The organism is Mucilaginibacter agri, from assembly GCF_009928685.1.
GTDB classification, from domain to species: Bacteria; Bacteroidota; Bacteroidia; order Sphingobacteriales; family Sphingobacteriaceae; genus Mucilaginibacter; species Mucilaginibacter agri.
Genome location: NZ_WWEO01000042.1, coordinates 431,150 through 452,134, shown reverse-complemented (window position 1 = coordinate 452,134; position 20,985 = coordinate 431,150). Strand labels below are relative to the sequence as shown.

The 20,985-nt window shown below is 40.4% G+C and carries 16 protein-coding genes and 2 tRNA genes; 12 read left to right on the top strand and 6 right to left on the bottom strand.

Annotated features, from left to right (window positions below):
• Positions 1–302: 302 nt before the first annotated feature.
• Positions 303–1,931: an ABC-F family ATP-binding cassette domain-containing protein gene (locus GSY63_RS11890; RefSeq protein ID WP_166586020.1), complete on the top strand. Its 1,629-nt coding sequence runs from the start codon at positions 303–305 to the stop codon at positions 1,929–1,931.
• Positions 1,932–1,997: 66 nt separating this feature from the next.
• On the opposite strand, the gene GSY63_RS11885 is transcribed toward GSY63_RS11890, so the two are convergent.
• The 3 genes from GSY63_RS11885 to GSY63_RS11875 all read right to left on the bottom strand — a co-directional run bounded on the left by GSY63_RS11885 (position 1,998) and on the right by GSY63_RS11875 (position 6,383).
• The gene (locus GSY63_RS11885; RefSeq protein ID WP_166586019.1) at positions 1,998–3,743 is read right to left on the bottom strand and encodes an APC family permease; all 1,746 of its coding nucleotides are present in this window, start codon (positions 3,741–3,743) and stop codon (positions 1,998–2,000) included.
• Between the two features lie 65 nt (positions 3,744–3,808).
• Positions 3,809–5,179, bottom strand: coding sequence for a DUF389 domain-containing protein (locus tag GSY63_RS11880; protein ID WP_243749211.1), 1,371 nt, complete (start codon positions 5,177–5,179; stop codon positions 3,809–3,811).
• Complete coding sequence (locus GSY63_RS11875) at positions 5,139–6,383, bottom strand: cation:proton antiporter (RefSeq protein ID WP_166586018.1); 1,245 nt, start codon at positions 6,381–6,383, stop codon at positions 5,139–5,141. The genes GSY63_RS11880 and GSY63_RS11875 overlap by 41 nt, the downstream gene beginning before the upstream one ends.
• A 324-nt stretch (positions 6,384–6,707) precedes the next feature.
• Here GSY63_RS11875 and GSY63_RS11870 point away from each other — a divergent pair, with 324 nt between their 5' ends.
• The 6 genes from GSY63_RS11870 to GSY63_RS11845 all read left to right on the top strand — a co-directional run bounded on the left by GSY63_RS11870 (position 6,708) and on the right by GSY63_RS11845 (position 15,070).
• Positions 6,708–7,433, top strand: coding sequence for a hypothetical protein (locus GSY63_RS11870; protein ID WP_166586017.1), 726 nt, complete (start codon positions 6,708–6,710; stop codon positions 7,431–7,433).
• Positions 7,433–10,192 (top strand): TonB-dependent receptor, encoded by a 2,760-nt coding sequence (locus tag GSY63_RS11865; RefSeq protein ID WP_166586016.1) that lies wholly within the window; start codon positions 7,433–7,435, stop codon positions 10,190–10,192. The genes GSY63_RS11870 and GSY63_RS11865 overlap by 1 nt, the downstream gene beginning before the upstream one ends.
• 3 nt (positions 10,193–10,195) lie before the next feature.
• Positions 10,196–11,365, top strand: a complete 1,170-nt coding sequence (locus GSY63_RS11860; RefSeq protein WP_166586015.1) for a DUF4249 domain-containing protein — start codon at positions 10,196–10,198, stop codon at positions 11,363–11,365.
• A gap of 17 nt (positions 11,366–11,382) precedes the next feature.
• Positions 11,383–12,528 (top strand): DUF4249 domain-containing protein, encoded by a 1,146-nt coding sequence (locus tag GSY63_RS11855; protein ID WP_166586014.1) that lies wholly within the window; start codon positions 11,383–11,385, stop codon positions 12,526–12,528.
• 7 nt (positions 12,529–12,535) lie between these two features.
• Positions 12,536–14,914, top strand: a complete 2,379-nt coding sequence (locus GSY63_RS11850; protein ID WP_166586013.1) for a hypothetical protein — start codon at positions 12,536–12,538, stop codon at positions 14,912–14,914.
• A gap of 83 nt (positions 14,915–14,997) precedes the next feature.
• Positions 14,998–15,070, top strand: a tRNA-Lys gene (locus GSY63_RS11845).
• A gap of 67 nt (positions 15,071–15,137) precedes the next feature.
• On the opposite strand, the gene GSY63_RS11840 is transcribed toward GSY63_RS11845, so the two are convergent.
• A complete protein-coding gene (locus tag GSY63_RS11840; protein ID WP_166586012.1) occupies positions 15,138–15,275 on the bottom strand; it encodes a hypothetical protein in 138 nt (45 codons plus the stop codon).
• Positions 15,276–15,408: 133 nt separating this feature from the next.
• Between GSY63_RS11840 and GSY63_RS11835 the strand changes: the two genes are divergently transcribed.
• The 5 genes from GSY63_RS11835 (at position 15,409) to GSY63_RS11815 (ending at position 19,107) form a co-directional block, all read left to right on the top strand.
• On the top strand, positions 15,409–16,389 hold the full coding sequence (locus tag GSY63_RS11835) for a hypothetical protein (protein ID WP_166586011.1): 981 nt from the start codon (positions 15,409–15,411) through the stop codon (positions 16,387–16,389).
• Complete coding sequence (locus GSY63_RS11830) at positions 16,389–17,123, top strand: hypothetical protein (protein ID WP_166586010.1); 735 nt, start codon at positions 16,389–16,391, stop codon at positions 17,121–17,123. The genes GSY63_RS11835 and GSY63_RS11830 overlap by 1 nt, the downstream gene beginning before the upstream one ends.
• Positions 17,124–17,738, top strand: a complete 615-nt coding sequence (locus tag GSY63_RS11825) for a hypothetical protein (protein WP_166586009.1) — start codon at positions 17,124–17,126, stop codon at positions 17,736–17,738.
• Between the two features lie 39 nt (positions 17,739–17,777).
• A tRNA-Phe gene (locus tag GSY63_RS11820) sits at positions 17,778–17,860 on the top strand.
• A gap of 320 nt (positions 17,861–18,180) precedes the next feature.
• A complete protein-coding gene (locus GSY63_RS11815) occupies positions 18,181–19,107 on the top strand; it encodes a metallophosphoesterase family protein (RefSeq protein WP_166586008.1) in 927 nt (308 codons plus the stop codon).
• Positions 19,108–19,125: 18 nt separating this feature from the next.
• On the opposite strand, the gene GSY63_RS11810 is transcribed toward GSY63_RS11815, so the two are convergent.
• Positions 19,126–19,713 (bottom strand): outer membrane beta-barrel protein, encoded by a 588-nt coding sequence (locus tag GSY63_RS11810; RefSeq protein WP_166586007.1) that lies wholly within the window; start codon positions 19,711–19,713, stop codon positions 19,126–19,128.
• 27 nt (positions 19,714–19,740) lie between these two features.
• Entirely contained in the window at positions 19,741–20,982 is a 1,242-nt protein-coding gene (locus GSY63_RS11805) for a glycerophosphodiester phosphodiesterase (RefSeq protein WP_166586006.1), read from the bottom strand.
• Positions 20,983–20,985: the final 3 nt, after the last annotated feature.

The window sequence follows — 20,985 nt, the reverse complement described above, 5'->3', positions numbered from 1 at the left end:
TGTTTACTACAACAAGGCCAATAATTAATCCCATCATCTTATTATTTGTTTAAATTCAGAATAGGTTATGCAAACGTTATTCCAGTATTTATAGTCGGTTAAGTTTATAAAGCAGTATTACGGGAGTTTTGTTTTCTAAGTTACTTATTAGTTAATAAACTTTACAACCCAGCGGTGTACGATAATAAATCTAATATGAACACTTTATTAAAAAAGTGTTATAAAAACAGCGTTTTAACGGCTAATCTTATAAAATACTGTTATTTAACGTACCTTTGCAGCAAATAAGATAAGGCGCAAAAATGATCACGGTATCCAATTTATCCTTACGTTACGGTAAGAGAACTTTATTTGAAGACGTAAATATTAAATTTACGCAAGGCAACTGCTATGGAATAATTGGCGCAAATGGGGCAGGAAAATCCACATTTTTAAAGATATTATCGGGGGAAATTGACCCCACTTCGGGGTCTGTAAGTTTCACACCCGGTGAACGTATGGCTGTGTTAACACAAAACCACTATGCGTTTGATGAGTTCCCGGTTATTGAAACCGTACTTATTGGCCACAAAGAGTTGTATAGCACCATGAAAGAGAAGGATGCTATATATCTTAAAGAAGATTTTACCGATGCCGATGGCGAACGCGCGGGCGAACTCGAAAATCTTTTTGCCGAAATGGATGGCTGGAATGCGGAGAGCAATGCAGCTACCCTATTGAGCAACCTGGGTATTACAGAAGATCTTCACTATAAATTACTAAAAGAATTAGACGGTAACCAAAAGGTACGTGTATTATTGGCACAGGCCCTTTTCGGTAAACCAGATATTTTATTGCTGGATGAGCCAACCAACGACCTGGACATCCATACCATTGGTTGGTTGGAAGACTTTTTAGCAGGTTACGAAGCTATTGTACTGGTTGTATCGCACGACAGGCACTTCTTGGATACTGTTTGTACCCACGTTGTGGACATCGACTTTAGCAAAATGACTACCTACACAGGTAACTACTCCTTCTGGTACCAATCGAGCCAGTTGGCTTTAAAACAACGCTCTGACCAGAATAAGAAAATGGAAGACAAGGTTAAAGAGTTGCAGGAGTTTATCCGTCGCTTCAGCGCCAATGCTTCTAAATCGAAACAAGCAACCAGCCGTAAAAAAGCGTTGGATAAGATCAATTTGGATGAGATCCAGCCATCTAACCGTAAATATCCGGCTATTATGTTTAACCAGATGACCCGTGAAGCTGGCGACCAGATTCTGCAGATTGAAGGTTTAGGGAAAACTGCTAACGGCGAGGTACTATTCAACAACCTTAACTTAACCGTTAATAAGGGCGACAAAATTGCTATGCTATCTCAAAACAGCTTGGCTACTACTGCGCTTTATAAAATATTATCTGGCGAAGACACCGATTTCCGCGGAACCTTTAAATGGGGTGTGACCATTAACGTCGCTGAGATTCCAATTGACAACGCGGAATATTTCAAAAACAAAGATGTAAACCTGATCGATTGGCTGCGTGAGTACTCGCCAGGCGAAAAGGATGATCAGTTTATCCGCAGCTTCCTGGGCCGTATGTTATTTACCGGCGAAGAGGTATTAAAGAAAGCCGCTGTATTATCGGGTGGTGAAAAAATGCGCTGCATGTTTAGCCGTATGATGTTACAGCAAGGTAACATGTTGCTATTCGATGAGCCAACCAACCACCTTGACTTGGAGTCGATCACCGCGCTGAACAACGGTATGAAAGATTTTAAAGGCACCATGTTGTTTACCTCGCGAGATCATGAAATTACCGAAACCGTGGCAACACGCGTTGTGGAGCTTACTCCTAACGGTACTATCGACAAATTGATGACCTACGACGAATACATTAACAGCGACGTTGTGCAAAAGCAACGCGAAGAATTGTATGCAATGGCATAAGCCACAAGATAGTTTAAAACAAAGCCCTTTCGAAAATTCGGAAGGGCTTTGTTTTTTTATACTTTATCACATAATCAACCGAACTCCGCCCAGCTCGGATACCTGGTAAGGAAACCTGTTGCCCGGCGACCCGATGAACATAAAGTTTTTGGGGATATGCCAGTCGTTAGATAGTTGCTGGATAAGCTCGGGGCCGAAAGCACCTTCGAGTTCTATAAAATCAATCGTTATGTGTGGATATGCCCTATCCAATACCTCCACATCTTTCTTTAAAGCGGCATTATTGGTGCCATGTTCTTTTACATTTACAATCTTAAGTTTCTTCGTGGTTTCGTTACCCTCAATATACATCAGTACATTATTAATGGTTTCTACGTTGTCGCCTTTGGTAAAGAACACTAATTCCTGCGAATTAACTTTAACCAACGTTCGCTCCAGCCACTTATTGCTTACCACCGCAAACCCTCTGAAGGGGCGGTACAAATATTTAAGCATGTAAATAATGGCGCGTATAATCCGTGCCCGGTTAAGCATCACCGTTGTAAACAGTAATGCTGGAATCAGATATTTTATAAACACGTAAAACGAAACCAAATTAAGTTTCATATTGCCAAAGAAGGCTGCTATAATCAGCGCTACAGCAAGCATAACTGACAATATTGGCGCTTTCTCCGGACGTGGCAGCTTTCTGCGCTTTATTTTTAACAGCAAGTTTCCAATCCCAAATAAAGCCATTACCGTTAAAAACGAAAACGTGTAAACCCCGGCCAGATCAGCCAGGTTGCCACGGGTAACTAGCAGTATAGAAACACACATCACAAAAAAACCGACTACAATACGATAGCTAATGCCCCGCTTGTTTTTGGCCAGCAGAAAATTGGGTAATATCCGGTCGAGCGTAATGCGTTCAGCTAACCCTGTTACCCCTACATATGAGGTAAGCACAGCACCACTTAAAACCAATACCGCATCTATCGAGATCAGATGCCCGAGCCAGGCCCCGCCTGTAGATTGCCCCATAAACGATAACAAAGATTCCTGATGGCTACCAATCACACCCAAAGGAATAATACTTAAGGCCAGTAAAGCAATTACCGGATTAAAGAAGCTAACCACTGCCCACATATTGCGAAGGGTTTTTCTGAAAACGCCAATCTGCTGCTCCTCCACAAAATTAGCCGAACTTTCGAAGCCTGAAATGCCTAGCATCGCGGCAGAGAAGCCAAAAAATAATGCCTTAACCAAACTTCCTGAGGCAACCGGTTGCTGCCAGTTATAGGTAAAGATATGCCAGCCGTTATGTAGTAAATACCAAATGCCAGCCAATACCAGCGAAGAAAGTGAAACCAAATGCAGAATAAAAATAATAACTGCCACGATGGCCGATTCGCCGATACCTATAATAGCCAGCATCATAAAAATAGCCAGCAAAAGTATGGTTGATGGTATTAAGGGAATACTGTGAATATCACTGAGATAGTACATGGCCTCGTGTGCCGAAATTACAGCCGTAGCCATATAGGAAAGAATAGTAAGACAAGCCGCAACCGAGGCCAGCCGCTTTGAAGCTGTATTAAGCAGCACATTATATGCCCCACCGTTTAAGGGCAGCGCCCCCACCACTTCGCCATATATTTTGCGGAATAAATAAAGTACGAGAGCCACTATTAACAACGAAACCCAGGCATATTGCCCTGCGTAAATAATAGTAAGCGCCGAAACGTACAGGCACGAAGAACTGATATCGTTACCGCAGATAGCCGTTGCCTGCAACTGGTTTAGTTTATGAATATTGCTTTTTACCTCGCTCATTTTAAACTTATTAGTTGCTGGTTTGCTATATGCTCAATATCCGTTTAATAACATTGGTTTTAAATTTATTTTCCGTCAATGAGCAATCTCAATTTGGGCGCTTTATATCTTACTGATAACCAGGCTTGCATTCTTTTGCGGTCGGCATCGGCAATAGGGGTTTTAAAAGTTGCAAGAACCAGTTTAACAGTGTCTGCTTTGGTTTTATCGGTGTGGTAAACAACCGTTTGGTTAATGCCAAATGATTGTATAGTTGGATATAAAACCTTCAACTCGTTAAACACAGCGGTGTCTTTCGATAGTTTCGAGGGCGAAGTAGTTCTTACAATTGTATCGGTAACCGTATCCCCTTTAAATTGCGTGGCATAAACCTCATCCAAAATACTAGCCTTAATCTGCGAAATATCAATGTGCTCGCCTGCATCGAGGCCTTGCCTGATATTTAGCTTTATGCCTTTTAAATTATAGTTAGCCAAATCTTTAGATAATGAATCTATCTTTTCTGGCTTAAGATCTTTACCTATCAACAACAGATCTATCCGCTTAAGATTATAGTGAAAAGCTTTGGATATTACCTGCGTATTTTTAAACTTAAACTCTTCTTCTACAAACCTGCGGGCATTAGTTTCAAAAATACTTCGATCGGCTATGCGATAGGCCATCAATATACTTGGCAGAATAGTTATCACTACAATAATGATAATGTAGCGATTAACCTTTTTCTCCTGCCCGGCATCGGCCAAATGCTTTTTACGCATTTTGATGTACCGCGATATTACAAAGGTGGCAATGGCAATAAATACGCTGTTAATAAAATACAGGTAAAGCGCACCTAAAACATAATACCAATTGCCAGTCGCTATACCGAAGCCTGCGGTACACAATGGTGGCATTAACGCCGTGGCAATGGCTACGCCAGGTATTACATTGCTCTTCTCCTTTCGCGAGGCCGCAACCATACCGGCTGCACCACCAAAAAAGGCAATAAAAACATCCCATACCGAGGGTAAAGTACGGGCCAATAATTCTGATTGTGCCTCGTGTAAGGGCGTAACAGAGAAGTAAATTGTAGATGTTATTATACCGATTAAAGTGGCTACAAGGAGGTTCATCAATCCTCGTTTAACCAAATCGAGATCGTTGATACCGATGCCCAGGCCCACGCCCATTATCGGCCCCATAATGGGGGATATCAGCATGGCGCCAATAATTACCGCAGTTGAATTTACGTTAAGACCAATTGACGCAATGAAGATGGCGAAGATAAGCGCCCAAAGGTTTACCCCTTTAAAAACAACATTACTAACAATACTGTCTTTAATTTCTGCATCAGTAGCCCTTCCCTCCTGTAAATTGAACCGGAAGGACAAAAACTTCTTTATGTTTGCTAATATTTTACCCATTTGCTCCTTGTAATCTCCTGGCAATTTTGCCAATGGTTAAGCCCTGTACTATAATCGAGAACACAACAATCATATAGGTAATGAGCACAAACTCATCTCGGTGCATTTCAGTACTCAATGACAGCGCCATAGCTACAGATAGGCCGCCTCGTAAGCCGCCCCATGTGAGTATAGCAACAGCGTTTTTCTCAAAGGCTATTTTGTTCCACTTTAATAAAACCACTGGAAATATTACCGATACCCACCTCGCAAACAGCGTTATTATTATGCAGATAAAACCAATAATCAATGTCGACTTATCTATTTTGATGATCAGCATTTCTAAGCCGATCAGCATAAATAATATGGCATTAAGCACTTCATCTATCAGCTCCCAAAATTTACCTACGTAATCGCGGGAGATATCCGACATGGCTTCCGCTTTAACCTTATTACCTGTTATAAGCCCCGCCACAACCATAGCTAACGGGCCCGAAATATGTAATTCGCCCGCTGTATAATATCCACCCATTACTACAGCAAGGGTAATCAGCAGCTCTACTTTATAATCGTCGACCGAACGTAGCGCCCAAAAACCAATATACCCTAGTAACGCCCCAAAAGCGAGTCCGCCACCCGCCTCCTGTAAAAACAGCTTACCAGTGGCCAATAGCGAAAAATGTTCGGTACCCGTACCTGCTATTTCGGCTATGGTGATAAAAATAACCACTGCCACGCCGTCATTAAATAACGACTCGCCCGATATTTTTATCTCTAATGACTCCGGAATTTTTGCCTCCTTCAATATGGCAAGCACCGCGATGGGGTCCGTTGGTGAAATCAACGAACCAAAAAGCAGGCAGTAAATAAATGGAATAGGCGAGCCGAAGAGTTTAAACAGATAGCATACCGCCCCGCCCACTAAAAATGTGGATATTAGTATACCTAAAGTTGCCAGCAACAGCACTGGCCATCGCTCTTTTTTAAGCTTTGCAAGATCTATATGTATCGCGCCCGCAAACAACAGAAAGCTTAGCATGAAATTCATTAGTACATTCTGAAAATCAACCGAGGTTGCCAGCTGAATTGCCTTAACAGAAATAAAAGACTTAGATCCGAACGTGAGTAAAATAATGCATATAACAAGCGAAATTGCCATAATGCCCACCGTAGGAGGCCATTTAAGCAAGCGATGATTAACGTAAGCAAATACAGCCGAAAGTACTATGGTGATGGTTATGATCTCTTGTATTTCCATTAAATAAATATATAAAGCAAATTCATCGGAAGCCAAAGAAAAGCATCTCTGCACTAACGGGGGCTATTAGCGGCATTGTTCCCGAAAAACTTAATGATAGCAAGAAAAATTTAAAAAACCTTGATTAAGGCAATTAAAAGCAGGCTCAATCTTAAATGTGCAACACTATTACGCAGTTGCAGGCTATTTTAAAATTATTTCAATTCCACACTTACTTATTGTAGCGTTTTGTTAAGAAATTTCGTCATAAATGTAAATACTTTATTACTTATAAGTCTTTGCCGGATAAGTATAAGTATATTACTTTCGAAAAGTAGTTACCTAATGCATCACATTATAAAAAGATTTTTTACCACCGCATTCATTTCTTCCTGGGTACTTTTTGTCAAAGCACAATCTGCTTCGGATAGCTTGTCTAATACCACCATAAAAGACAAACTGATACAGCAATACCATGCCGGCATAGGCCAACAGTCTAACCTGTACAACGGGCCTGTTTATGAGCCAAATAACATTATCGTTAAAGGGAGCGCCCTTTTTAGTTCGCCCGATTGGATAACAGGTTCCGTTATCTACGATGGGGTTCCTTACCCTGGCACCCGTTTAAAGTACGACATGTACAAAGACCAGTTGATCAGCCTGCTGTACAATAACTTTTCGTCTTACAACCTAATGACCCCACGTGTCTCTGCTTTTGATATAGACGGGCATCATTTTATTACCGTGCCCGACAAACCCGATATGGATGGTTTTTTTGACGAACTCTATAAAGGAAAATCTCAGGTACTGGTTAAACGAAAAATGGTAGTACAAAATTCCAGCTCGTTAGATAAGTTAGAAAAGGAATACGAATACCATACATATTATTATGTAGGTATAAACAATCAATATTATAAAGTAAGCTCTCCCAGCGATATAGACGGCCTCTTAAAAACACATAAAAAAGAGGTGCAGAAATACGTGAGAGCCAATCGATCGAACTTCAAGAAAAATAAAGAACTGGCAATAGTAAGCGCAGTATCATACTACGACCAAATAAGCAATAATTAATGAGAAAACTTTACCCACTGGTTTTCTGCTTTATTTTAAGTTATAGCCAGGTTTTTGCCCAAAACAACCTGATATCAGCTAATTTTCAGCAGGCAAACATCCATCAGCTTGTTACAGAAATTGAACGGCAAACCACATTCCATTTCTTCTACTCGCAGCCACAGTTTGATAGTTTGCGGGTTACGCTAAACGTCAACAACGAGAGGGTTGAAAATGTGCTTACCACCGTATTTAAAAACACCAGTTTCCATTTTGCTATTGATGGTCAGCGGATATTCTTAACCAAAGGCCGAACCATTACTACCGAGGTTGCCACCAGTTTTGCCGACAGAGATGCGAGCAGCCTATCGAGCGAACAAAATCTGGCTGCTTTTACTTTGGGTGCAGCTGCAGATAAGAACGTAGCCAACGCCACTACCGAAAACAAGATATATGACATTGGTATAAAAACCAACACGTTTAAAAGCGGCAACGCCGTACTTGCCGGTTACCTGCGCGATATTAAATCGGGTGAGCCGATTGTAGGTGCAAGTATTTACGTACCCGAAACTAAGTCGGGCGTGGCTACTGATCAATTTGGCTATTATAGCCTTAACATACCTCGGGGCAGGCATACATTGGTAATAAAGGGCCTCGGTATGCGTGATGCCCGTCGCCAGATTGCTCTATACAGCGATGGTAAACTGAACATCGAACTGCAGGAACAGGTAACTACTCTCAAAGAAGTAAAAATATCAGCCGACAAAGTGGCCAATGTGCGCCGTACAGAGCTGGGTGTAACCCGGCTAGATATTGCCAGCATTAAGCAAGTGCCGGCCGTTTTTGGCGAACCCGACATTTTACGTGTTGTACTAACCTTACCGGGTGTTCAATCGGTAGGTGAAGCAACAACCGGATTTAACGTGCGCGGTGGTGCTGCAGACCAGAACCTTATCTTGCTGAACGACATGACCATTTATAACCCGTCGCACTTTTTCGGGTTTTTCTCTGCATTTGATCCGGATATCGTTAAAGATATCCAGTTATACAAGAGCAGCATTCCGGAAAAATTTGGAGGCAGGCTATCATCTGTACTCGATGTAACCGACCGCGAAGGCAACAAAAAGAAATTCACCGGTTCGGCCGGTATTGGCCTAATTACCAGCAGAGTAAGCATAGAAGGGCCTATCGACTCTAACCGCACGTCGTTTATTTTTGGCGCGCGAACCACTTATGCCGATTGGTTGCTGAGCACACTTCCCAAAGATTACCGTAATAGCAGTGTGTCTTTTTACGATATTAACTTTAATCTAAGCCATGAGATAAATGCGAAGAACAACATTTATCTAACTACCTATCTCAGCCACGACAATTTTAAATTGAACAGCGATACCGCTTATGGCTATAATAACAAAAACATAGCGCTGAAATGGAAACACAACTTTAGCAATAAGTTATACAGCGTAATTACGGGCGGTTACGACAGATATGATTATAATGTAAGCAGTGATGTTAACCCTGTTGATGCTTACAAGCTTAACTTTAACGTTAACCAGACTAATTTTAAGGCCGATTTTACTTATTACCCAAGCACTAACCACACGGTTGATTTTGGTTTGAGCTCCATTTATTATAAGCTTAACCCCGGCTCAAACCAACCACTGGGTAACGAATCATTATTAACACCAGATGTTGTGCCTGCTCAACAGGCGCTTGAAAGTGCTATTTATCTGGGTGATAAATGGGATGTTACCAGCAACCTAACTATTAATGCAGGTTTAAGATATTCGCTATATAACTACCTCGGGCCACATACTGTTAACTACTATGCACCCGGTTTACCAAAAGAAAGTATTAACCTGGTAGACAGCGTACATTACAGTAGCGGAAAAGTGATCAAAACTTACAAAGGCCCGGAAATCCGCCTTTCTGCCAGGTATAGCCTTAGCCCAGATTTCTCCATAAAGGCAGGGTACAATACGTTAAGGCAATATCTGCACCTGTTATCAAACACAACAGCCATTTCGCCTACGGATGTATACCAACTTAGCGATCCTAACATTAAACCGCAATACGGCGACCAGGTATCATTCGGTATCTACAAAAACCTGAAATCGAACACCATCGAAACATCTGTTGAGGTTTACTACAAACGCCTCAGCGACTACCTCGATTATAAAAGCGGAGCAACCCTGGTGTTAAACCATCATATCGAAACAGACGTAATAGAAACCAAGGGTAAAGCTTATGGCGTAGAGTTTTTTGTAAAAAAGAACGCCGGAAAACTTAATGGATGGTTAAGCTACACCTATTCGCGCACCTTCTTAAAACAGGATGACCCTAACGCTGGCGAATTGATTAATGGTGGAGCCTACTACCCTGCCAATTTTGATAAACCACACGCAGTTAATTTTACCGGCAATTATAAATTTACCCACCGTTACAGCGTATCATTAAACACCACCTACAGCACAGGCAGGCCAATTACGCTACCTGTATCCCGCTATTATTATGACGGTGCCGAGCGCGTATTATACTCAGACAGGAACGAGTACCGTATTCCAGACTACTTCCGCATGGATTTTTCTTTGAATGTGGATGGCAATCATAAAGTACATCAGCGTACACACAACTCTTGGACATTCGGTGTATATAATTTAACAGGGCGCAAAAATGCCTACTCTACCTTCTTTGTGCAGGAGAACGGCGTTATCAATAGTTACAAGCTATCTATATTTGCTAACCCGATACCTTTTATTAACTACAATATTAGATTTTAGGTGATGGTGATTAAGAAGATAAATGGGTATTTATTAATCTTTGCAATAGCATTGGTTGTGGTGGCCTGCCGCGAAGTTTATACGCCACCCACAACTAGCAGCAACGGCAATAATCTGGTGGTAGAAGGTTTGATTAATAGCAGCGCCGACAGCACTATTATTACATTAAGCCGCACAGTTAAGTTAAACGATTCTACCATATTAAAACCTGAATTAGGTGCTATTTTATCTGTCGAAGGCGATGGTGGCAGCACCTATAATTTAACAGAACTGGGTAAGGGTAAATATTTTTCCGTAGGCCATGTATTACCGACAGCCAATAAATACAGACTGCGGATAAAAACAGGAAATAGCACCTATCTGTCAGATTATGTGGAAGTTAAACTATCTCCGCCTATTGACAGCCTCGGATGGAAGGCCGATGACAATCAGCTAGTGATTTACGCCAATACTCACGATCCGAACAATAAGACAATCTATTATAAGTACGGTTACGTTGATACATGGGAGTTTCAAACGCCATACCAGTCGTTTTACAAATCGGTGAATAACGTTGTTGTTCCCCGTAACATGATTACCGACGATGTGCATACCTGCTGGCAAAGCAGTGTTTCGAGCCATGTTAACCTTGCCTCTTCGGCCAAATTAAGTGAGGATGTTATTTACCAGGCACCCGTTACTACTATCCTGCCTAATTCGGAGAAATTGAGCGTTGACTATAGCATACTGGTTAAACAATATGCATTAACTAAGGAGGCTTTCGCTTTTTGGACCAACATGCAAAAGAACACCGAGCAGCTAGGGAGCATTTTTGATGCTCAGCCGTCGCAGATGCAGGGTAATATCCACAATGTTAATTCACCTGCAGAGGTAGTGGTAGGCTATATAAGCGTTGGTACATTTTCCTCGCAAAGAATTTTTATCAAAAAAGAGCAGCTACCCAAATCGTATTTCTCGCCAGATGTTTATGCCTGTCAAACGGATTCTATGTGGTATAGTCATCCAATGACCCATGGAGAGGTAAATGATGTGGCAAACTATATTTATACCGGACTTAGGATCCCATTATATCCATTCGGTATGGCCGTAGTATTAGGGTATGTGAGCACCTCGCCAATCTGTGCAGACTGTACTTTAAGAGGTATCAACAAAAAACCCACATTTTGGCAATAATCTGTACAATGAAAGGCATGTTTAAATATTTATTATTGTTATCAATGCTCAGCGTAGTTGCCTGCCGTGAAAGCTATACCCCACCCTCAACCAGTAGCAATGTAAGCAACCTGGTTGTAGAAGGTCTTATTAATAGCAGCGCTGACAGCACCATTATCACGTTAAGCCGAACTGTTAAGCTAACAGATTCTACTATACTTAAGCCCGAACTTCATGCAATTTTAAGCGTTGAGAGCGACGGCGGGTCGACCTTTAACCTTACTGAATTGCCCAAGGGCAGATACTACTCGGTAGGCCATATTTTACCGCTTACTAACAAATACAGGTTGCGCATAAAAACCGCCGATAGTAAAACATATCTATCGGATTATGTAGAAGTAAAACAATCTCCCGCTATAGATAGCTTGAGTTGGAAAGCGCAGCCCGCGGCCCTACAGGTATATGCCAGCACTCATGATCCAAAAAACAGCACTACTTATTACAGATATGATTATGTAGATACCTGGCAATTTCAAACCGCCTACCAGTCATTATACAAGGTAGTAAATGGCGCCATCGTTCTGCGAGATATAGTTAATGATGATGTTTTCACATGCTGGCAAAGTAGCGTATCAAGTCGTGTCACATTAGCTTCATCAGCTAAATTAAAACAGGACGTTATTTATGAGGCACCCGTAATTACCGTTCCGTTCGACTCGGAAAAACTGAGCTTAGATTACAGTATATTGGTTAAACAATATGCACTAACTAAAGAAGCCTTTGCTTTTTGGACCAACATGCAAAAGAATACCGAGCAGCTAGGGAGCATTTTTGATGCGCAACCCACTCAATTGCAAGGTAATATTCATAACATTAATGATGCCACCGAAATAGTTGTAGGTTATCTGAGTGTGGGTACCGTAACCCAGCAGCGCATTTTTATTAAGAAATCCCAGTTACCCCGAAGCTATTTGGTTAAAGACCTCTATAGTTGCCATGCGGATACGCTCCTATACAATAGAAGCATGGTAAATGAAGTAGAACGATATATACTTTCTGGTATCGAATTACCGCTATACCCTGTAAATAGCGGCGGCGCAGCGATAGGCTTTATGGGAGCGCCCCCCGATTGCGCAGATTGTACTTTAAGAGGAGTAAATAAGAAACCAACATTTTGGCAATAACATGCAGATGAAAAGATTTTATAGCGCAATAGTAATAGTACCTGCTTTAATGAGCACATTATACGCAGGCGCCCAGGTATTGCCGCAGGTGCAGCAATCATTAAATGCTTATAATAGCAAGGCTGCATTTCAGGAGAAATTATTTGTACATACCGACAAATCGTTTTATATAACGGGCGAAATTCTATGGTTTAAGATATATAATACCGACGCCATGGAAAATAAACCACTTGATGTAAGCAAGGTAGCCTATGTGGAGATTTTAGACCGTCAGCAAAACGCCGTGGCTCAAGCAAAGGTTAAGCTAGACAAGAGCAGCGGCAGCGGTTCGTTAAGCATCCCGATTACTTTAAGCGACGGCAATTATAAATTGCGCGCATATACCAGCTGGATGAAGAACTTCGGCCCGGATTTTTTCTTTGAGAAAACCCTTACCATCATCAACCCGCTAAAACCATCTGATAATATTGAGGCAACTAAGAAAGCGCTTTCTTACGACGTTCAGTTTTTCCCCGAAGGTGGCACTTTAGTAAAAGGCCAACGCAGCAAAGTAGCGTTTAAAGTAACCAGTAACCTCGGTACTGGTGCCGATAATTTTAATGGCGCTGTGCTCAATCAAAAAAACGATACTATTGCACGTTTTAAGCCCCTAAAATTTGGCATGGGTAGCTTCGTATTTACACCACAGGCTGGAAATACTTACCACTCGGTTATTGTAGTTAACAAAACTACTTATAACAAGCCCTTCCCTATTGCAGAAGAAAATGGTTACACTATGCAGCTAACTGACAATAAAACCGGGCAATTGAATATTGAAGTGGCAGCCGCAAATATCACCGACAACGAGCTTTACCTTTTTGCCAACACAGGCGCTAAGATAAAAGTTGCCAAAGCGAATCAGTTGGTTAATGGCAAAGCAGTATTTACAGTTAACACGGCCGATCTTGGCGACGGCGTTTCGTACCTAACTATCTTCAACGGTAGCAAGCAACCTGTTTGCGAGCGTTTGTATTTTAAACGCCCACAACAAACCTTGAACATTGCCTTAAATACTGATAAACAGCAATATGGACTACGTAATAAAGTTCAGGTAAGTATCGCTACTAAAGACAACGCAAAAGCATTGCCGGCCGATCTATCAATGTCGGTTTATCAATTAGATACATTGCAGAAACAAACTAATGCCGATATTCAAAGCTATCTTTGGCTAAGTTCGGAGTTAAAGGGAAATATCGAATCACCAAACTATTACTTCGGCAGCCACACCGCCGAAAGCGACGAAGCACTTGATAACCTGATGCTGACGCAAGGATGGCGTAGGTTTAACTGGAATAATGTACTAAGTGGTAAAACGCCTTCATTTAAATTTTTGCCTGAGTTTACCGGGCATCTTGTAACTGCTTTGATTACCGACAGTGCAACGAAAAAGCCAGCTGAAAATATTACTGCATACCTGGGTATACCAGGTAAACGGATACAAATGTACACTGCAAAAAGTGATGCTGCCGGGCATCTCATCTTTAACACCAAAGATTTTGTTGGCCCGGCTGAAATTGTTGCGCAGACCAACTTCGAGATTGACAGCACCTATCATATCGAAATACAAAGCCCTTTCTCAGAGCAATATAGTGCAACACAGTTACCAGATTTTCAACTGAGCTATGCCGTTAAAAACTTATTAAAACAACACAGTATTGAAATGCAGGTGCAAAATATTTACTCGGGCAACCAAATGCGTAGCTATTACGATCCGGGGGTAGACAGTACTGCATTTTATTACAAACCGCGCAAGACCTATAAGCTGGATGATTACACCCGCTTTAGTACCATGGAAGAAGTGTTGAGGGAATATGTGAAAGAAGTATTTGTAGCCAAAAGAAAAAAACGCTTTAACCTGGATGTGTTAAGCACCGAAGGCTTCTTAGAAGGCGGCAAGCCACTAGTTATGCTGGATGGGGTACCCATTTTTAACATGGATAAAGTAATGACTTTTGATCCATTGAAGATAGAGAAGCTGGAAGTAATACCTCTTCAATATTTTTATGGCCCAACAAACAACCTCGGGGTGCTGAGCTTTACAACTTACAAAGGCGATTTCGGCGGATTTGAAATAGACCCGCGATCCGTGGTAATGGATTACGAAGGCTTGCAACTCGAACGCAAATTTTACGCGCCTGTTTACGACACCGAAGACAAACTTAACAGCCGCACGCCCGACTACCGGAATGTATTATATTGGTCGCCAACGGCGGGTACGGATACAAATGGTAAAAACCAGTTAAGCTTTTACACCGGCGATCAGCCCGGCAAATATATCGGAGTGGTACAAGGCATATCTACCACGGGAGCGGCTGGTAGTAACTATGTTATTTTTGAAGTAAAATAGCATTGAGTTAATTTTACAGGGGCACAACAAAAAGGCTTTTTAAGCTTGCGAAATTTTTGTTCCTTTGCTACCCACCCAATCACGACTCCGTAGCTCAGTTGGTAGAGCAACAGACTCTTAATCTGTGGGTCCTGAGTTCGAGCCTCAGCGGGGTCACAAAATAAAAGCACAGTAGTACTCAATATTACCGTGCTTTTTTATTTACTTTTCATACAGCAATAGTTTAGACATCGTCTTTAACATATACTTCGATAGCTTTATGAGCAAGCTTGCTCATAAAGTCCAATATCTGCTCTGCTTGCTCATATGTGACTCTTATTTTATCGTTTGCTAATATTTCAATTGCTCTTTCTGGGGTCATTGGTTTTCTAAAATAATTCATAAAATAAAATCGAGGACTTATAAACAATAAGTTAGTTATTAACAACACACTACTTTTGGTTGTAATATTCTGTAAATTAGATAAATATATACTCTAAAACGCTCTATTTATTATGGATACTTTAAAAATGCGTTTCAAACTTCATGAACTTGAGTTTGAAATAGAAGGACAGCAAGATACTGTAAAAGAGGAATTCAAAAATTTCAATGAGAACATTTTGACACAACTTTTATCAAAAATAAATATTACACAACTTCCGAATACAGAGAAACCAAGCATTTCAACGGATACTAAGCCTTTTGAAATAGGACAAGGGCAACCTATCGACAGAAAAATTGACGCTGATTATCCAACTCTTAAGGATATTAAAACTCGTGATTTGCCTAAATCTGAGGCAGAATGGCTATTGATTTACGCCTTTTACACGACGGACTTTGGTAAAAACGAGTTTACAAGGGCAATGTTGTCTAAATCGTATGAGGAAAGTGGTAGGAAGACAGATATCCGCATTGGCAATCTAACTAAGAATTTAAATAGCTTAGTCACTGGTTGGTATATTAAGTCAACAAATGATACAGACTATATTATACTAGAGGCTGGAAAAAGAAGAATTCAGGAAATTCTTGATGGTAAGTCAGTTGCAAAACATAATGGTAAAAAGTCTTTAAAGCCAAAGTCAAAAAGTAAAAATGACGAAGTTGAAACCGAGGTAATACAAGAAAGTGTAAAGCAAAAAAGCAAAACTCCTTCGACACAGCAAGTCACATTTGTTGATTTAAAATATAATGTAAAAGAGATGACTTCCTTAAGAAATTACTTTAAAGAGAAGTCTTCAAAATCCCAAAATGAAGAAGTGCTATTAGCGATAAATTGGTTTATGGAGAACAAGTCAAATGATGGCGCGACACTTGAAGAAATTGGTTATATACTTAAAATCGCTACTTCCAAAATGCCAAATGCTCTTTCACAAGTTTTAATAAATTTAAAAGGCCCCAAAGTGAATTTTGTAGAAAAGAGTGCAGATGCTAAATACGCCTTAACTTCTTTGGGTATTATGCATATTGCAGACAACTTTGCTAAAAGAGATAAATAATGTCTTTGTCGATTTTTATTAAAAAAATACCTGATTTTGAAGAGTTGAGTTCAGGAGCTAAAATCGAATTTTTCGTATACTATTTATTGAATGAACTAAAAAAAGATGGTGTCAAACCGAAAGACGTGCAGACATGTTTTGATGAACTTCATTTATCGCCATATTCAAATATATCGGGCTATTTGAACAGTAATTCAAAAAGGGGAAAATCTCAAAAGTTCCTTAAAAGAAAGGATTATTTCTTTCTTGAGAATGCTACCAAAGCGCGAATAGATACCTTGGTTATTTCGGAGCCAGTTCTTGAGCCAGCTGATAATCTTTTCCCATTAAGCATTTTTGATAATACCCGTGGATATTTGACAGCATTTGCAACCGAAGCATCGTGTGCTTATGATTATGGTTTGTATAATTCATGCTTCTTTATGCTACGTAAGTTAATGGAGACACTAATTATTGAATTATTTGAGCGACATGGAATTGATTCTAAAATAAAGAATGGTGGTGGCGGCTATCTCTTTTTAAGTGATTTAATTAGCAAACTTGTGGGGGAAACTACATGGCATTTAACAAAAATCACAAGAGAGGATTTACCAAAGATTAAAAAATTGGCAGATTCAAGTGTGCATAGCAAAAGATTTGCTGCAAAGAAAACCGACATTGACAATATGAAAACAGAAATAAGAATTATTTATCAGGAACTCGTAAGCCTGATAGATTATCCAAATTGGAAGTAAATGTTGCCTGCTAAAAGAAATAAGAACCAATATTTAAGTAAAATCGCAACTTCACTATTTAGCGATGAAGATTATAATGATTATAAAGCAGACTTAATAATATCATTAGAGCAATCTAACTTGTCTTTTAGAGACTTAAGCTATTTTTTGTTAACAGTAGACCATTTTTATGGAAGAATGTATAAGAAAGGATTTTTAAGTTATTCCATGACTGAATTAGTTCAACTAAAAGCCGATGAAATAAGACAAGGATCAATTGAAATCATTATTGAGGACATATTAAGTAAGCTACCACTTAAAGAGGCAGTTTATTTCTATTTATTAATAAAACACCTACCGTCTGGCTTAAAGTCAATCTCAGAAACTGCTAAGAACTTTTCCGAAACTTTTTACAATTATGAACGAGCAAAAGTTGTGAGGCAAGCAAGAAAGTCTTTAAGAAAAAATCTAAAGAACGATGACTTACTCAAAGATCTAACCGACGATGAAATTGTTAAGCTAGCTCAAAATCTACAGAAGAGATATCAAATTGATACAAAACTCGTAGAAAAGGCTTCTCGTTTTGCAAATGAAAAACTTAAAGGCGTAACCATAAAAAGGCGAAAGAAAAATTAGTAATTTTGTATTACTAACTCCGGGAATTAATCGATTGCCGGAGTTGGCCGAGTGGTAAGGCGTCACCCTGAAAGCGTGAAGTCGCCGTAACAGGCGCGGGGGTTCGATCCCCTCACTCTCCGCAATAAAAAGGGGGCAAAAAGCATAAACAGCTTTTTGCCCCCTCTAAACGGATAAATTATTTTTCTTTCAACGCGACGATTTTCTTGCAATCGGCTATAAATGAGTTCGATATGTGTACCTTATCGGTCACTTAATAACTAAGCACTTATGTATAAAAACATAGGTGCTTTTTTCTTGATCTTTTGTTGCGCTTTTAGTGGATTTATTCCCACAAGATTTTACCAATGGCGGTGACGCCATTTATCTTGGATTGATCAAAGATTTGTAACTTAGAATATACGCAGTTATCGCTACTGAATACTCCGAATCACAATAAACCATGATAGGAAAAACTAAGGCTTACAGTTTTATCTGCTGCATAACCATATTCTGTTTCCCTACATCAGTTTTTGCCCAAGGCCAGAATTCCGTGATAGCCTTTGCAAGTGATACCCAGGCGCCTCTGTTTGTCGAGAAGATCATCCGCAAAATAAATCATAATGAGGAAGCCACTAAAATGATTTTCAAGGATGTAATTGCAGTGCACCCTTCCAGCCTGTTTATACTTGGCGATGTTGTATCATTAAGTTCTGAGGATTCTAAATGGAAAAAGATGGATACCTACCTTGCATGGTGCAAGGATAGTCATATACCAGTTTACGCCACACTAGGAAATCATGAATTTCTGTGGAGCTCAGATAAAGGGAAGAAAAAATTTCAGTCAAGATTTTCGATGCATAAGGCCACCGGCTATTTGGAAGTGGTTGACTCGGTAGCAGTGATATTACTGAACTCGAACTTTAATAAGATGAAATCTCAGGAAATAGCGCAGCAAGATGATTGGTATAAACAAACAATAAAACAGATCGACAGCAACCCGGCTATCAAGCTGGCGATAGTGGGCTGCCATCATTCGCCGTTTACCAATAGCACGGTGGTTAGCCCATCTGTGCAGGTGCAGCAAAAATTTGTACCTGCTTTTATAAGTTCGAAAAAGTGTGTACTATTTCTCTCCGGGCATTCGCACAATTTCGAGCGTTTCAAAGTGCAGGGTAAATATTTCCTGGTGATTGGCGGTGGCGGTGGCCCCCATCAGCCTTTGAGGACTAAAAATGAGTCGACCCAGGAACTCTCTCCTGATTATAAACCGATGTTTCATTATCTGGAAGTGCGGCGGAGCCAGGATTCACTACAAGTAATATCTCGTCGGCTTAAGTCAGATTTTTCCGGCTTTGATGATGGATTGAAATTTAATGTGGGCAACTAGGGAATTCGAAAATCAGTATTAAAACCGATAGCCACCCACAAACAACAGGGCAATATTTCTGTCAACAAAACCGCTGGAATAGTAAAACTTGGCCTCTGTACTAATAGAAAATCGGTTACCGAGCATTTTGCGGTAACCAAGCGTGCCGCCAAAATCTGCCACCGAAAAGCTGGACGCACTAAAATTGTCATTATTCTCCGTCTCAATTTTATTGAGCAAAACAGATTGCCCCATCGAGAAATTGGCATAAAAACTTTGCAGAAACTTCATAGATACCACAATCTGGATCGGGATGGCCGTGTTTGCAATATGAACATGGTTAGGCTGTGGGGTATTATAGGTATACAACCGGTAATAACCGGTTTCGACACCGAGGCTTAACAAATGTTCGGGTTCCCACATTACCCTGCCGGTAAATGAGTAATTAAAGTTGTTAACATAACTCTTTCCCAGCTCGAGGTTATTGAAATAATAGTTAGGGCCAACTCCTGCATAAACAGCAAATTTCTTCCTTTTCGGTTTGGTATAATCGGATGTCTGCGCAATGGCATGTAGCGAACATGCTATAACCAGCAGTTTAATAACAATTATTCGTTTTAAATTCATATTCATCCACATTGGTCAAACAAACCCTTAATGAAGTGCATAATAATCGTATACCACGTAAGGAGTATTATCCGAAATAAACCCGTCAAATTTTCCGTTCTGCAAATAATCCGCAATAGTAATTTTATCGGTTAACGTCCAGCTAAATGATTTTATACCGAGCGAATGTCCCTTGTTTACATCGTCCAATAAAAGCCCCATTGTAAACCGAGGCCCAAAAAACTGACAATGATTATCAATCGCATCCTGCAAGCTCAACTCACAGAGGCAAGGGAGATCAGCGCCATAACTTGGTTGCTTCTGAAATTCAGTTATAACGCCTTTAGATGGTAGGCCGGCAAAAATTATCACGTTCCTGTTTACGGCCTTGGCGTGGGCATAAGCGTTTCTAACCACAGGTTCTAGATACTTAAATATATCCGGGTCGCCTTTTACGTCCATCCAAACATATTTCATATTGGTAGAATCTATAAACGCCTGAAGAGCCTGGGCTAACGATGGTATCTTCTGCCCGTCTATCAAGCGTACGTATTGTTCTAAAAAGTCGAATGTAAAATCTTTAAACTGACCATATAGAGGGCCTTTTTGTGTAAGCCGGTTATCGAACGAGTCGTCATGCATACATATCGGCACGTTATCTTTTGATAGCTGTATATCTATCTCAATTGCGTTTGCTCCGTAGTCTTCTGACTGTAAAACGCCGTTTAACGAGTTTACCGCAAATGGCGAATTTGTTTTGATCGGAATAGCGCCATGGGCTAAAATTGTAAATTCGTGCGTTAGCACATATTGCGAAAACGGCCTTTTATATTTTAAGCTGATAGATTGCTGCGGAGACTTAAAAATACCTTTCAACTGAATATTTGTTGCTATACCATTTGCAAGTAAATCGGCCGCGCCATCGGCTTTTGCTACCGAAAAATTAATGGTGCCCTGTGTGCCGTTTTCCGTATATCGCCAGAAACCTGAAAATTGAATTGAGCCATCCGCAGTATTTAACCCGTAGCTAAGGATAAAAACTATACCGCTTTGGTTACTAAAAAAAGACACTTTGCTTTTGGATACTTTGCATACAAACTCGGTACCCAGGCTAGAACTGCCGTCGCTAAGCGAATATACACCCTCCATGTTTTTCATAACAGAAGTGGCAATCGGTGCTGTATTAGCCAGGTTTTCATCCATATTAACCGGTGGAAAAGTGATCTGGTTCTTGTTGCAGGAAAAGAATACGATTAAAATCAAGAGCCAGCGGGTATGTTGATGTTTCATATT

Bases quoted from the DNA above. Each gene is read 5' to 3' on its own strand.
- GSY63_RS11885 (WP_166586019.1), bottom strand. From the start codon at position 3,743: ATGAGCGAGGTAAAAAGCAATATTCATAAACTAAACCAGTTGCAGGCA.
- GSY63_RS11835 (WP_166586011.1), top strand. From the start codon at position 15,409: ATGGATACTTTAAAAATGCGTTTCAAACTTCATGAACTTGAGTTTGAA.
- GSY63_RS11825 (WP_166586009.1), top strand. From the start codon at position 17,124: ATGTTGCCTGCTAAAAGAAATAAGAACCAATATTTAAGTAAAATCGCA.
- GSY63_RS11815 (WP_166586008.1), top strand. From the start codon at position 18,181: ATGATAGGAAAAACTAAGGCTTACAGTTTTATCTGCTGCATAACCATA.
- GSY63_RS11805 (WP_166586006.1), bottom strand. From the start codon at position 20,982: ATGAAACATCAACATACCCGCTGGCTCTTGATTTTAATCGTATTCTTT.
- GSY63_RS11860 (WP_166586015.1), top strand. From the start codon at position 10,196: ATGGTGATTAAGAAGATAAATGGGTATTTATTAATCTTTGCAATAGCA.
- GSY63_RS11870 (WP_166586017.1), top strand. From the start codon at position 6,708: ATGCATCACATTATAAAAAGATTTTTTACCACCGCATTCATTTCTTCC.
- GSY63_RS11840 (WP_166586012.1), bottom strand. From the start codon at position 15,275: ATGACCCCAGAAAGAGCAATTGAAATATTAGCAAACGATAAAATAAGA.
- GSY63_RS11810 (WP_166586007.1), bottom strand. From the start codon at position 19,713: ATGAATTTAAAACGAATAATTGTTATTAAACTGCTGGTTATAGCATGT.
- GSY63_RS11830 (WP_166586010.1), top strand. From the start codon at position 16,389: ATGTCTTTGTCGATTTTTATTAAAAAAATACCTGATTTTGAAGAGTTG.
- GSY63_RS11855 (WP_166586014.1), top strand. From the start codon at position 11,383: ATGTTTAAATATTTATTATTGTTATCAATGCTCAGCGTAGTTGCCTGC.
- GSY63_RS11865 (WP_166586016.1), top strand. From the start codon at position 7,433: ATGAGAAAACTTTACCCACTGGTTTTCTGCTTTATTTTAAGTTATAGC.
- GSY63_RS11875 (WP_166586018.1), bottom strand. From the start codon at position 6,383: ATGGAAATACAAGAGATCATAACCATCACCATAGTACTTTCGGCTGTA.
- GSY63_RS11890 (WP_166586020.1), top strand. From the start codon at position 303: ATGATCACGGTATCCAATTTATCCTTACGTTACGGTAAGAGAACTTTA.
- GSY63_RS11850 (WP_166586013.1), top strand. From the start codon at position 12,536: ATGAAAAGATTTTATAGCGCAATAGTAATAGTACCTGCTTTAATGAGC.